Genomic DNA, 13,488 nt, shown 5'->3' with positions numbered 1-13,488 from the left:
GATCACGCGCTCGGTCAACCGCCGGTAAAGGCCGCGCCCTGCCAGTAACCCCGGTTGACCACTCCTCCGGCGAAATCTGCGCCGAAACACGGCGGATGCCCCGCTCCCCGCCCTACCCTGCCCCGAGGAGCACGTCCGCACGGAGGCATCATGACGTCTACCGACAAACCCGCCCTGCAACCTGTGGCATGGCGCCCGCCGCCGCGGCCGGGCCGCCCACGTGGGCAGCGCGTGCCCACGTCCGCTCCGCGCATGCTTCCGCTCGGTGGGGTCGGGCCAGAGCACGTGGTCTTCGACGCGTCGGGACACTTGGTGACCGGCGTGGCCGACGGCAGGATCCTGCGCGTCAACCCGGACACCGGACAGGTGACGACCGTCGCCGACACCGGAGGACGGCCTCTGGGTCTGCAACTCCTCCCCGACGGGGGGCTGTTGGTGTGCGACGCACGGCGCGGTCTGCTGCGCATGGCGCCTGACACGGGAAGGTGTGAGGTGCTCCTGCAGGCCGCTGGCAACGAGCGGCTCGGTTTCTGTAGCAATGTGGCAGTCACCCGGGACGGCACGATCTACGTCAGTGACTCCAGTCGGCGGTTCGGTATCGACCACTGGTTGGGCGATCTGCTGGAACACTCCGGCACCGGACGGCTCATCCGGGTCACACCCGGCGCCGCCGAACCCGAAGTGGTGCTGGACGGCCTGTACTTCGCCAACGGCGTGGCACTCGCGGAAGACGAATCGTTCGTTCTCGTCGCGGAGACCGGGGCGTACCGTCTTACCCGACTGTGGCTGTCCGGTCCGCAGGCCGGGCACCGGGACACCTTCCTCAAGGACCTGCCGGGTTTCCCCGACAACCTCACCACCGGGTCCGGCGGGCTGGTATGGATCGCCTACGCCGCGCCACGCGATCCGATGCTGGACTGGCTGCACCGCACTCCCCCGGTGCTGCGGCGCGGCCTGTGGCGGCTGCCTGACTCGATGCAGCCGGGTCCGCGCCGTACGCTTCGGGTCGCGGCGGTGGACAACGCGGGGCGTACCGTCCACGATCTGCGGTGGTCTCGTGCCCGCTATCGGATGGCCACCAGCGCGTGTGAGCACGATGGGCGGCTCTACGTCGGCAGTCTGCTGGAGGACGCCATCGCCGTGCTCGACCTACCGCGGCCCTGACGGCTCGGTCGTACGGCAGCCCGCGCTGTTGGCGGGTTGCCGTACTTTCGACGGTCAGGGTCTGCGGGCGTCGACGGTGAGTTCCTCCGTTCGCAGCAGGTGTTCGCCGTAGAGGTCCTGTACCCAGTTGGTCTGGTAGATGGTGTCGAGGTAGCGTTCGCCCAGGTCGGGGGCGATGGCAACGGCGGTGAGGTGCTCCGCGTCGTGCCGGCCCAGCCAGTCGGTGGCACCGCTGACGACGGTTCCGGTGGAGCCGCCGAAGAGGAATCCGCTTCGTGCCAGGCGGTGACAGGTGCGGATGGCATCCGCCTCCTCGACCCGGATGACTTCGTCAACGTATGACTCGTCCAGGATGGGTGGGCGCACGCTGGTCCCCAGGCCGGGGATCATCCGGCGGGCGGGTGGACCGCCGAAGGCCACCGATCCGACGGTGTCGACCGCGACGACGCGCGCCGGATGGTGCGAGTCACGGAAGTAGCGTGCGCAACCCATCAGGGTGCCGGTGGTACCGGCTCCGACGAACAGCACGTCGAGGCGTGGGAAGCGTCGGGCGATGGCTGGTGCGGTGGTGCGGTAGTGCGCTTTCCAGTTGGCCGGGTTGGTGTACTGGTCGAGCCAGACGTACCGGTCGTCCGCGGCGCAGAGCGCGCGTACGTGGTCGATCCGTGCGCCGAGCAGGCCACCGGTGGCCGACGGTTCGGTGATGATGTGGACCTGGCTGCCGAGTGCTTCCATCATGCGCCGGGTGGACAGGTTGCAGCGGGCGTCGGTGACGCACAGGAAGCGGTAGCCCTTGCTGGCGGCGATCATGCTGAGAGCCACGCCGAGGTTGCCCGAGGAGGATTCGACGAGGGTCGATTCCGGCGTGAGGGCGCCGCTGCGTTCCGCGGCTTCCACCATCGCGCTGGCGGCCTTGAGTTTGATCGAGCCCGCGAAGTTGAAGCCTTCGCACTTGAGGAGGACGCGGTGACCGGTCATGGGCCGCAGGTCGACGTAGAGTTCCTCCTCGTTGAAGTCCATGGGAGCGGTTATGACGCGCACGGCGCCCTCCCCTCGTCGGTCGCGGTATGGCGCTCGTTCACCCGTACCTGCGCAGTTCGTGGAAGAAGTCGGGGATGACATTGAGTTCTCCGGAGCTGGTGACCGCGTCGTAGACGTATTTGCCGACGGCGAGGTCGAGGACGCCGAGTCCGAAGGGGGAGAACACCACGGTCCGGTCGTCGGGTGCGGGTACCTGGCCCGTGATGACGTCGTTGAGGGTTCCGGTGATGAAGTCCCTGGTGCCGGTGAGCTTTTCGGCGAGATGGGGTGAGGTGTCGGCCTTGAGGCAGTGGTCGACGTCGTCCACGAAGTTGGCGCAGGTGAGCAGGGTTTCGGGAGCGAGGTCCCGCAGGGAGATGTGCAGCACCAGGGGGTGGTGGTCGAACCAGCGCACGTCGTGGACGTGGGGTGTGCCGGCGATGGTGGCGAAGACGATCAGGTCGCTGCAACGGATGAGTTGTTCGGGGCTGTTGTGCACGGTGACCGCGGCGGAGGCCCCTGACTGTTCGAGGTAGGTACGAAAGCCGCTGGCGCTGTCGGCGGACAGGTCGTGGACGCCTATGTGCTCGAATGCCCAGCCGGTGCCGGCAAGGTAGCCGTGGATGTAGCGGGCGATCAGTCCGGTGCCGAAGAACCCGATACGGGTGGGGCGTCGCCGGGTACGGCTGAGGTGGTCGGCGGCGAGTGCGGCTGAGGCGGCGGTACGGGTGGCGCTGATGATGGAGCTTTCCAGGCAGGCGAAGGGGTAGCCGGTGGTGTGGTCGTTGAGGATCAGCACCGCCGAGGCCCGTGGGATGCCCGCCGCCACGTTCTGTGGGAAGCTGGAGATCCACTTCAGGCCGTCGACCCGTAGGTCGCCGCCGATCGAGGCGGGCAGCGCGATGATCCGGGACGAGGGCCGGTCGGGAAACCGCAGGAAGTACGAGGGCGGGTTGACCGACTCTCCGTCCGCGTGCAACCGGTAGGCGGCCTCGACGAGTTCCGTCACCTGCTTCTCCCGGCCGTACAGAGCCTGGTGAACCTGGGCCCCGGGGATCACCGCGAACGGCGGTACACCGGCCGGTTCTTCAGCCCCCGGCGCAGCATGGGTGGTCACTGGGCGGTCACCTCCACGGTGGGGTCGCAGTCGGCCAGCTGGGTCTTGTCGGTCATGGCGACGACCACTTCGCGTGGTCCTTCGAAGGGTTCCCTGCCGTGTGCGGTACGGATGTTGTCGACGATGAGCAGGTCGCCGTCCTGCCAGGGCTCGCGCAGCGTGTGGTCCTCGTAGACCGCGTTCAGCAGTTCCACGATGTCCTTGTCGATCGGATCCCCGTTGCCGAAGGAGGTGTTGAACGGCAGTCCGTCGGGGCCGTAGACGTCCAGGAGGTATTCACGCACTTCCTCGGCGATGGTCCACTCGTTGAGGAAGGCGACCTGGTTGAACCAGCAGCGTCGGCCGCTGACCGGGTGCCGCAGCACGGCGCTGCGCCGTTGGCGGGTGCGCAGTCCGCCGTCCGGCTGCCAGTCGAAGTCGATCGCGTTCGCCCGGCAGTAGGTCTCGACCGCATGCCGGTCCTCGGTGCCGAAGGCCTCGGCGACGGAGGCTCCGATCTCCTCGTTGTAGGTGCGGGTGAGCAGCCAGCCGTCCCGTTCGAACCGCTCGACCAACGCGGCCGGCAAGGCCTCCAGCACCGAAGGCGCGTCGGCCACGGTGGTCGCCCCGCCGACGGCGGGCGCGGTCAGGCAGGCGAACAGCATCAGGCCGGGGAACTCCAGCCGGTAGCTCAGCTCGTGGTGCATGCACATCTGCTGGTTCTGCGGCCACTTCGTCGAGGAGTGCACACCGTCGCCGAACGGCAGCCGGGGTGCGAAGGGCTCCGCCTCGGGCAGCAGTCCGCTTCCTATCTCCCGGAAGACGGCACCGGCTCCCGCGGTGTCGAGCAGCCCGAGCCCGCGGACCAGTACCGAGCCGTGCTCGGCGACGACGGCGCGTAGTGCGTCGCGATGCTCGGCCGCCCACTCCCGCCCGGCGCCCCGGGCTTCGGCCCGCAGCAGAGGCGGTCTACCGGGGCTCACTTCCAGGTCGAGCAGGGGGGTTGGGGGTGATGATGGCATGTGTCGTCCTTTTCGTCGCGGATGGCTCGTGTCCCTGCGGGCCGTTCGCCTCTCTGCGCGGTTCAGGCGAAGAGGTCGGACGCGCGCAGTACGGCCCGCGCGGCCGCGGCCGGGCGGGTGCGGTGGAAGTAGTGGCCCCCGTCTGGGAGTTCGTACAGGTCGACCTGGTGCGCCAGGAGCTGCCAGTCACGGTGTCGGTGCGGGAACTGCGCCGTGCTGGGATCGTCGGCGGCGACCACCACGGTGATCGGTGCGGTGAGCTTCACCGCGGGAGGGTCGGCCAGGACGTCGGCGAAGTAGCGGTTGGCGGACAGGCAGTCGTGTCGGTAGGCGGCGCTGGTGTGTTCGGCGTGCCGCGCGTCGAGCTCGCCTGGTGCGCTGTGGCCAATTTCCTCGGTCAGCTCGTTGGCGATCTCGGCCTCGCTCATCTCGGTCAGCCGGGCGACGGCTGCGCGCCGGTGGGTGATGTCGCCGAGCAGCTGGGCGCCCAGGAAGATCCTCTGGACGTGCACCCCGGACGTCTGGAGCAGGCGGGCCGTCTCCACCGCGACGGCGGTGCCGGCTGAGTGGCCCCACAGGAGGACCCGGGCCAGACCGCGCCGAGTGATCTCGGCGGCGACCTGCTCGGCCACCCGCTCCAGCGGGGCGAACTGCTCGTGTTCGACGGCCAGATCATGGCCGGGCAGCTCGACGGCGTGGACCGCCAGCCCGGTTCCGCGTAGCGCCGCGGCCATCGCCTGGAAGTTGACGGCGTTGCCACCGGCGTACGGGAAGCACACCAGATCGCCGGTCAACGCGCTGCCCGGCTCGCCCAGCGTGTGCAGTAGTCCGCAGCGTCGTTCGGCATGTCCGTCGACCAGGTGGGCCAGCTCGGCGAGGGCCGGGTGTCGTGTGATGTCCTTCAGGGTCACGGCGCGGTCCAGCTCGATGGCCAGTTTCACCGCCGACAGTGACGTGCCGCCTTTGTGGAAGAAGTTGTCCTGCCTGCTGATCCGGCTTTCGGGCACACCGAGCACCTTCGCCCAGGCCGTCGCGAGCCGCTTCTCGACCGGTGTGCGCGGGGCGCCGTGGTCCCCGCCGACGGTGTCGAGTTCCGCTGCGAGGGCGGTCAGTGCCTTTGTGTCGATCTTGCTGTTGGCGGTCAGGGGCAGTCGTTCCCGCCAGTGGAAGGTGCTGGGCACCATGTAGGCGGGCAGTGTCGCGGCGAGCCGGTCCCGCAGGGCCTCCGCTTCGAGCGGCTGGGGTGCCTGGTAGAAGGCAACGAGGTGCTTGCTGTGGTCCGACCGTTCGGCGACCACCACCGCGCAGTCGCCTACGCTGGGCACCCGCAGCAGTGCGTTCTCGATGTCACCGATCTCGATCCGGAAGCCACGGATCTTGACCTGGTTGTCCCTGCGGCCGAGGAACTCCAGCTTGCCGCCGGGCTGCCAGCGGCCGAAGTCACCGCCCTGGTAGAGCCGTTCGCCCTCGCGATGGGGGTCGCTGGTGAAGGCCTGCCGGGTCCGCTCCGGGTCGTTCACGTAGCCTCGGCCGACGCAGACCCCGGAGAAGACGATCGCCCCGGGTGCGCCCAGCGGCACCGGCGAGAGGTTGTCGTCGACGACGTAGACACGGACGTTGGGGACGCACGGGCCCAGTGGGACCCGGTCACCGCTCGGAGCGCGGTCCATGACCTCGTGGTTGGTGTCGTCCGAAGTCTCGGTCAGGCCGTAGGCGTTGACGAGCCTGACTCCCGGCTTGGCGGCGAACCAGCGCTGCACCAGTTCCTTCTTCAGTGCCTCGCCGGTGACCGAGACACATCGCAGGTCGGGCAGCTCGCGCGGATGACGCTCCAGATGGGAAAGCACCGCCTCCAGATACGAAGGCACCAGTTGCAGCACCCCGACGCGTCCCTCGGCGATCCTGTCCACGAACCGGTCCACGTCCAGGATCGCCTCCTGCTCGACCAGCAGGGTCCGCCCACCGACCAGCAGCGCCGCGACGAGTTGCCACAGCGAGATGTCGAAGCACTGCGGCGCTGTCTGCGCCACGGCCTGCCCCTGGGATATCCCCAGGTCGCCGATCTTCGCGTACAGATGGTTGAGCATCCCCGCGTGCTCGCACATCGCGCCCTTGGGCTCACCGGTGGACCCGGAGGTGAAGAAGACATAGGCGAGTTGATCCGCCGCCACGTCAACGCCGAGGTCGGCGTCGGCGTGCCCCTCCTCCAGTGCCGCCTCGACGAACAGGGTGCGCACCTCGGGCAGCGACTTCAGCGCCTCGTCCAGGGTGGTGGTGCTGCCGGGTTCGGTCACGACCAGTTCGCACCCGGCGCGCGAGAGCATGGCAGCGATCCGCTCGCCCGGAAAGTGCGGCTCTATCGGCAGGTAGACGCCGCCCGCCTTGAAGACCGCGAGGACGGCGGCCGCCCATTCCAAGGTGCGCTCGGTGACCACCGCCACGACGCCTTCGTGGCCGAGGCCTCGCGACAGCAGCGCCCGGGCCAGTACGTTGGCGCGTTGGTTGAGTTCCCGATAGGTCCACTGCCGTTCGCCCCGGACGACGGCCACGGCGTCGGGGTGTGTCCGAACCCGCTCCTGGAACAGCTCGTGGAACCGCCGGTCGGGCAGTTCGCGGACCGGCCCGGCCAGCCCCTCCAGCTGGAAGCGACGCTCATCCACCGACAGCAGGCTCTGCTGTCCGTGCGCGGCGTCCACGTCAGCCGCCATCAGGGCCAGCGCGGTCTGGTGGTAACCCGCGATCCGTGCGGCGTGGTCCGCGTCGATGGCCTCCGTGCGGTACCGCAAACGTACCGTCAGGTGCCCGTCGCGTCGGGCGAACGCCACCGACAGCACTGTGGCTTCGGCGAGTGCGCCGCCGTCGCCGGACGCGCTGAATTCGCACTCGAACAGCGGCTGGGCCAGGCCCAGTTCACACAGCAGGGCGTCGACGGGAAAGGCCTGGTGCGACCGCATCCCCGATATCACGCGGTGGGCGTCCGTCAGCAGCGCCCGCCATGACAGAGGTCTGGTAGTCAGCCGGCATGGCAGCACCGGTCCGCCCGGCTCCAGGACATAGCCGGTCGTGACCTCCTGCTCCCCGCACAGCGCCGCCAGCACCTTCGCGTGGGCGGACAGCAGCACCGCGTCGAACGGTATCGCGCAGGCGTCCGTAAACCGGCCCAGGGCCGCCGCGAGTTCGTCGGCGATGGTTTCCTCGTGCTCAGCGACTCCCGCCGTGGGCTTGCCAGTCCAGCGTGGGATGGCGCTGGATCCGCCCGTGGCGAGCATGTCGCGCCAGAAGTCACGGGCCGTTTCGGATGACCTGTTCATGGAGACTTCACCTTCTCGACGCTGCGGTCGGCTGGACACGGGTGGGAAGTGGCCTTGATTCGCTTTCCGTACCACCGCCGCGATCCCGCCTTCCCGGGAACCGGGGGCGCGGGAGTCTCGAAGCTGCCGTGCGGGTGCAACGGGATGGCGGGGTTCCCGCCCCACCGGGCGTACGCGGGGACTTCCTCGCCCTTCATGAGAAAGGAGTCTGCGGCGAGTACCGCACCGTCCCCCATCGTCACTCCGTAGTGGACGAGCGCGCCGACGCCGATGGTGCAGTTGGCACCGAGCGTGATGTGGTCGGACTTGAACGTGCCGTCCTCCTGCGAGTGGCACTGGATCTTGCTCCCGGCGTTGAGTACGCAGTCGTCCCCGATGGTGGTGAGGGTGCGCTCCGTCAGGTAGCAACCGTCGTCGAGGACCCGCCTGCCGAGCCGGACGCCCAGCAGCCGCCAGAGCATGTTCTTGAACGGTGTGCCGTTGAAGGCGGCGAAGTGGGTGTCGGGCACCTTCCACAGGCGCTCGTGCCGCCAGAAGTAAGGGTCGTAGATGGAGCACACCATCGGCCGCAGCGGACGGAACCGCGTCAGACACCGCTCCACCAAGGCGAAGTACACGGCGGTGAAGCCGAGGCCGACCACCAGCAGCACGGTGTCCAGTAGCTGCCCGATCGCGTCGTACCGCTCGATGGTGGCGAGCCCGAGGGCGGTGAGGACCAGGAAGTCCAGCCACCGCAGGAACAGGGCGATGCCCATGGTGCGCAGGTTGTAGCGGTTCTTCGCCGTGAGACGACGGCGAAACTCGTTCCCGGCCCGGAGGTGGTCGAAGCGGGTGTCGCGCTCCACCGTCCGGGGAATCTCGAAGCACGGCGAGCCCAGCAGACCCACGCCTTCACGGATCCCTCCGTCGAGCGGAACCATCACCTTGGTCGCCAGGAGAACGTTGTCACCCGTCCTGCCTTCCGGGGGGTAGGCGATGAAGTTCCCAAGGAAGTTGCGCGATCCGATCGACGTCCGGGACACCCGGAATGACGTGCTGGAGTAGTCCGCGTTCATGAGCGACAGCCCGTCGGCGACCATCGTCCCGCTGCCGACCACACTCAGATACGGCGTCTCGTGCTGCACCCCGCTGCCGAAGTTCGAACCCGTCTGCTCGACCTGGGACAGGTCGTACCCCAGGCACTTGAGGTAGTGGACTATGTAGGAGCTGTCGCCGAACAGCCAGATGTAGAACCTGAGGTTGGTCATCCGCGCGACCGCCCGGTGCATCGCGTAGCGGAAGCCGTACAGCGGGTAGGTCCTGCCCGGTTCGATCACCAGGCGCATCAGACGCGGAACGGTGAACAGCACACCGAGTCCCGCGATGACGAAGCCGAAGAACAGCACCGTGCACAGCAGCAGTGCGTCCACGTAGAACGCGGACGAGGTGACCGACTCCGCCCCCGCGTCCGACTGGCCCAGCAGCAGCGGCACCTCGTTGAGCAGTGCGTACAGGAACACGACCGTCAGCGGCACCGTCACGAGGACCGGCTTCAGCAGGGCGAACAGGGCGAACGCTGTCCGCCGCGCTCTGCCGCACCTGGCGGGCGCCACCCTCAGGTAGTTCAGCTCGGTGCGCCGCGCCGGCGATCCGTGCCAGCGTTGACCGGCCGGTACGGCCTGGCCGCTGTGCAGCGTGGAGGTGTGGCCCAGTTGTGCGCCGTCGCCCATCGACGTGTTGATGTCGAGTACGGTCCGCTCACCGACGAAGACATCCCGGCCGAGGGTGACCGGCCCGGTCTGGATGCGCCCGGCGTGCGCTCTGTAGCACAGCAGGAACGAGTCCTTGCGGATGACCGTACCCGCGCCGACGGTGAGCAGGTCGGTGCACACCGGCACGGTACGGGAGAGGATCGTGACCTGTCTGCCGATCCGCGCGCCGAGTGCCCGCAGATACAGCACGTACAGCGGACTGCCGACGAAGAAGACCATCGGGTTCGCGTGCACCAGGGACTTGACGATCCAGAAGCGCAGGTACGTCAGGCTCCAGACCGGGAACTCGCGTGGCTTCCACCGGCCTATCAGGATCCACTTGGCCACGACCGGGAAGACACACAGCCCGGACAGGTAGGCCCCGCCGAAGGCAACCGCGCGCCCGTAGAAGGCCAACGGCCCCTTCCCGGCAACAACCCAGCCGTAGCCCCGCGTGGTGACGAGCGCAGTGAGGTAGGAGTACGCGAGGAAGGCGATGAACTGCAGCGTTCCGCAGAGGACGTACCGCGTCGTGCTGCCCGGTACGACCGGTTCCGGGGGCGGCGACGTGACTGCCGGTCCGACAGGGGCTGATGTGGCGTCGGCGAGTGCGGTGGCCAGGCTTCGGATGGTCGTGTGCTGGTAGATGTCCTTCATCGACGCCGACGGCACGTCGGTGCGTTTCCTGACGCGCGCGCAGAAGCGTGCCATCACCATGGAGTCCGCGCCGAGTTCGTCGAAGAAGTGGCTTTCCACACAGAGCCGTTCGGCGCTCAGGATGTCAGCCAACACCTCGGCGTAGATCTTCTCGACGGCTCTCGCCGGATCCGTGCGGCCGTCCTGCCGAGTCGACGGTTCGGCGTCGACTGAGACATCGGCTGGTTCTCTTACCACGTGATCTCCTGGGGTGTGAGTGTCGTTTCGTCGGCACTCACATCTGCGTCGGCGTCCGGCCGGGGCGTTGGTGACATCGATGTCCTGTCCGCCCTGCGCCCAGAAAGCTTTCGCCGGACGGCACCGGGAGCTAGTTCGCCGCTGCCTGGCGGCGGGCGCCGCCACCGGTCCCTCAGCGAGAAGACGGCGACATTTCCCGGCGGATTCACACCATCTGGTTCGTGGATTCCCACCCGCCCCGAACACAACTCGGAGGGAAATGCATCCCATTCACCGCCGGGCGTGCGTAATTCCACGACGAGCACCTCGCTTCGACTGATGAAGCAGAACGGAGGGCCAGGCAGTTACGGCACACTCGCACCCCGGCACATGTCGCACCGGTGCGGATCGTCCGCTGCCCCAAACGGCGATCTATTAAGGACGTTAAGAATTTCCACATGACACTGTCAATGCCGCTTGAGGAGTCTTGACAGAACCATCATCGGCACTTGGCGACACCCCTCTATCGCCTTCCGTTCGAAAAGTGTTCGGCCGCCCCTTTGGACAATCCGGCCGATTTCACGGACCCCGGAATCCCGTCGTCTGTCACTTTCGGTAACGCCGCTTCGGGTCAGGCTTCGACGTAGCCGCGGCGGAAGCTCGACGTTCATCGCGAGGCAGAGGCATGGACGCACACGCTCTGTTACGCCCTGATCGGACGCGAGACGAACGCGATCCGCACAAGAGGTCAAGCAATGGTAATTGCCACGGTGGGCGGGCGGGAAATCCACCGGACAAGCTATGGAATGCGCGTTCCCGGAACATGTCTTCGATCGGGATTCCTTCGAATTGCGAACACTCTCCGTGCGGCACAGGCCATGGAAAGCGGACCAGGTTCCGCCCGTCGCCTGCGAACGGCGACGGGCGGATCCCTCTGGACGCGGGAAGAAACAGATGAGCCCATTCCGTTTGAGACTGTCCGGCTCTCTGCGACGCGCGAGCCGACCCAGTGCGGGCGCTGAGTGCCGCCGCATGAAGGGCGGCGCCTCCGCCCAGGCGCCGGGCGTTCGCCATGCGCAGCCGCCTGAGACGGGTGAGGCTGGTGTTATGCCACACCACTGCGATGAGGCAGGAGCCGCTCGATGAGCCACAAACACTGCGCCTGGCTGGCTGTCGCCACCGCCGCCATACTCACCGGCACCGGAGCAACGCACTTCGTCGACGCGTCCGCCCAGCGCTCCGCTGCGCGGCCCTCCGTAGCGCCCAGCACGGCGTCGCCCACCAACGGGCAGATCGCGGCGCTCTTCGACCGATGGAACGCAGCCCTGGCAACGGGCGACGCCCACCGTGTCGCCGACCTGTACGCCCCGGACGCCGTTCTGCTGCCAACCGTGTCCGCCAGGATACGCACCACGCGCCCCGAGATCGTCGACTACTTCCAGCACTTCCTCCAGAACAAGCCCGTCGGCAGGATCCAGCGGCGAATCATCAAAGTCCTGAACCGCACCGCCGCCATCGACACCGGGCTGTACCAGTTCACGCTGACCAGCGGAAACGGCCACAAGAGCACCGTCAACGCGCGCTACACCTTCGTCTACGAGCTGCGCGGCGGCCGGTGGCTGATCGTCAACCACCACTCCTCGACCGTGCCAGCGGGAGACTGACGAGACAGCTCCCGGGCAACCGCCACAGCCCCTCGCGGCGTGCGGCCTCGCTGCCGAACAGGAGAACGCCCAGGAGGAAAAGGCCCATGCCAAGCGACCGCACGGACGGCCTGACCTGTCTGTTGACCGGTGCCACGGGCTATATCGGAGGTCGGCTGGCCCCCGAACTTCTGGCCGAAGGCCACCGGCTGCGTTGTCTGGCCCGTTCCCCGGAAAAGCTGCGCGACCAGCCGTGGGTGGGCGGCACCGAGGTAGTCCGGGGCGATGTGACCGATGCCGCGTCAGTCGCCGAGGCGATGTGCGGCGTCGACGTCGCCTACTACCTGGTGCACGCGCTGGGAACCGGCCGTCGCTTCGAGGAGACCGACCGGAAGGCCGCGCGCGTCTTCGGAGAGCAGGCCCGTGCCGCGGGAGTTCGGCGGATCGTGTACCTCGGCGGCCTTACTCCCGCAGGTGTCCCCGAGGAACGCCTCTCCCCGCATCTGAGGTCCCGCGCCGAGGTCGGACGGATCCTGCTCGGCTCGGGGGTACCGACGGCAGTGCTGCGCGCCGCGGTCATCATCGGGTCCGGATCAGCCTCGTTCGAGATGCTGCGCTACCTGACCGAGCGACTTCCCGTGATGGTGACCCCGAGTTGGGTACACACCCGCATCCAACCGATCGCCGTGCGGGATGTGTTGCGTTGCCTCGTGGGCTGCGCGCGAATGCCGGCGGAGGCGAACCGCGCCTTCGACATCGGCGGCCCCGACATCCTGACCTACCAAGAGATGATGCAACGGTATGCGGTGATCGCCGACCTGCCACGTCGGCTGATCCTTCCCGTGCCGGTGCTGACACCGGGGCTGTCGAGCTACTGGGTCGGTCTGGTCACGCCCGTACCGAGTTCCATCGCCCGCCCGCTCGTGGAGTCGCTGCGGCACGAAGTCATCTGCCACGAAGACGACATCCAGCGGTACGTTCCCAACCCTCCCGGGGCGCCGCTCGGCTTCGACGACGCGGTCGGCCTGGCACTGCAACGGGTGCGCGACGCCCAGGTCGCCACTCGCTGGTCGTCCGCCGCGGTGCCCGGCGCCCCCAGCGACCCGCTGCCCACCGACCCGGACTGGGCCGGTGGCAGCCTCTACACCGACGTCCGTGAGCTGAACGTCGACGCTTCACCGAAGGCGCTGTGGCGCGTCATCGAGGGGGTCGGCGGCGAGAACGGCTGGTACTCCTTCCCTCTCGCGTGGGCGGTACGCGGTTGGTTGGACCGGCTGGTGGGCGGGGTCGGGCTGCGCCGTGGCCGACGCGACGCGGCCCGGCTGAGGGTCGGCGACTCGCTCGACTTCTGGCGGGTGGAGGAAGTCGAACCAGGTCGACTGCTGCGCCTGCGTGCCGAGATGCGGCTGCCGGGTCTGGCCTGGCTGGAGATGTACGCCGACTGCGACGACGCGGGCCGCACCCTCTACCGGCAGCGAGCGCTGTTCCACCCACGCGGGCTTCTCGGCCACATGTACTGGTGGAGCATCGCACCGTTCCACACCGCGGTGTTCGGCGGAATGGCACGTAACATCGCGCGCACCGCCGCCAAAGACGGCACAGACCGTGGGTAGGAAGCCCCGGGTATCC

Annotated in this window: 8 protein-coding genes; 3 read left to right on the top strand and 5 right to left on the bottom strand. The window is 68.1% G+C overall.

The features are described 5' to 3' along the window. Positions 1-252: 252 nt before the first annotated feature. Entirely contained in the window at positions 253-1,164 is a 912-nt protein-coding gene (locus tag O5O46_RS32120; RefSeq protein ID WP_269859166.1) for an SMP-30/gluconolactonase/LRE family protein, read from the top strand. 54 nt (positions 1,165-1,218) lie between these two features. Here O5O46_RS32120 and sbnA read toward each other — a convergent pair whose 3' ends face one another. The 5 genes from sbnA to O5O46_RS32095 form a co-directional block, all read right to left on the bottom strand. Then, the gene (gene sbnA, locus O5O46_RS32115; RefSeq protein WP_269859165.1) at positions 1,219-2,205 is read right to left on the bottom strand and encodes a 2,3-diaminopropionate biosynthesis protein SbnA; all 987 of its coding nucleotides are present in this window, start codon (positions 2,203-2,205) and stop codon (positions 1,219-1,221) included. Between the two features lie 37 nt (positions 2,206-2,242). Then, positions 2,243-3,301, bottom strand: a complete 1,059-nt coding sequence (gene sbnB / locus O5O46_RS32110; RefSeq protein ID WP_269859164.1) for a 2,3-diaminopropionate biosynthesis protein SbnB — start codon at positions 3,299-3,301, stop codon at positions 2,243-2,245. Continuing rightward, on the bottom strand, positions 3,298-4,302 hold the full coding sequence (locus O5O46_RS32105; protein ID WP_269859163.1) for a TauD/TfdA family dioxygenase: 1,005 nt from the start codon (positions 4,300-4,302) through the stop codon (positions 3,298-3,300). Before O5O46_RS32105 ends, sbnB begins: the two co-directional genes overlap by 4 nt. Before the next feature lie 62 nt (positions 4,303-4,364). Beyond that, complete coding sequence (locus O5O46_RS32100) at positions 4,365-7,613, bottom strand: non-ribosomal peptide synthetase (RefSeq protein ID WP_269859162.1); 3,249 nt, start codon at positions 7,611-7,613, stop codon at positions 4,365-4,367. Continuing rightward, positions 7,610-10,237 carry a Pls/PosA family non-ribosomal peptide synthetase gene (locus tag O5O46_RS32095; protein WP_443072680.1) on the bottom strand — a complete coding sequence of 876 codons (2,628 nt, stop codon included), beginning with the start codon at positions 10,235-10,237 and terminating at the stop codon, positions 7,610-7,612. Before O5O46_RS32095 ends, O5O46_RS32100 begins: the two co-directional genes overlap by 4 nt. Before the next feature lie 1,121 nt (positions 10,238-11,358). Here O5O46_RS32095 and O5O46_RS32090 point away from each other — a divergent pair. Together O5O46_RS32090 and O5O46_RS32085 are read left to right on the top strand one after the other, a co-directional pair. After that, a complete protein-coding gene (locus tag O5O46_RS32090; protein ID WP_269859161.1) occupies positions 11,359-11,880 on the top strand; it encodes an SgcJ/EcaC family oxidoreductase in 522 nt (173 codons plus the stop codon). Between the two features lie 86 nt (positions 11,881-11,966). Next, positions 11,967-13,472, top strand: a complete 1,506-nt coding sequence (locus tag O5O46_RS32085; RefSeq protein WP_269859160.1) for an SDR family oxidoreductase — start codon at positions 11,967-11,969, stop codon at positions 13,470-13,472. Positions 13,473-13,488 lie beyond the last annotated feature (16 nt).

The sequence above is a fragment of the Streptomyces sp. RPT161 genome, from assembly GCF_027533845.1.
Lineage (GTDB): Bacteria > Actinomycetota > Actinomycetes > Streptomycetales > Streptomycetaceae > Streptantibioticus_A > Streptantibioticus_A silvisoli_A.
Note: the sequence above shows the minus strand (reverse complement) of the source record. Positions and strands in the feature narration are given on the sequence as shown.

Coding starts and splice junctions, on each gene's coding strand:
- O5O46_RS32120 (WP_269859166.1), top strand. CDS start 253: ATGCTTCCGCTCGGTGGGGTCGGGCCAGAGCACGTGGTCTTCGACGCG.
- O5O46_RS32085 (WP_269859160.1), top strand. CDS start 11,967: ATGCCAAGCGACCGCACGGACGGCCTGACCTGTCTGTTGACCGGTGCC.
- O5O46_RS32090 (WP_269859161.1), top strand. CDS start 11,359: ATGAGCCACAAACACTGCGCCTGGCTGGCTGTCGCCACCGCCGCCATA.
- O5O46_RS32105 (WP_269859163.1), bottom strand. CDS start 4,302: ATGCCATCATCACCCCCAACCCCCCTGCTCGACCTGGAAGTGAGCCCC.
- O5O46_RS32100 (WP_269859162.1), bottom strand. CDS start 7,613: ATGAACAGGTCATCCGAAACGGCCCGTGACTTCTGGCGCGACATGCTC.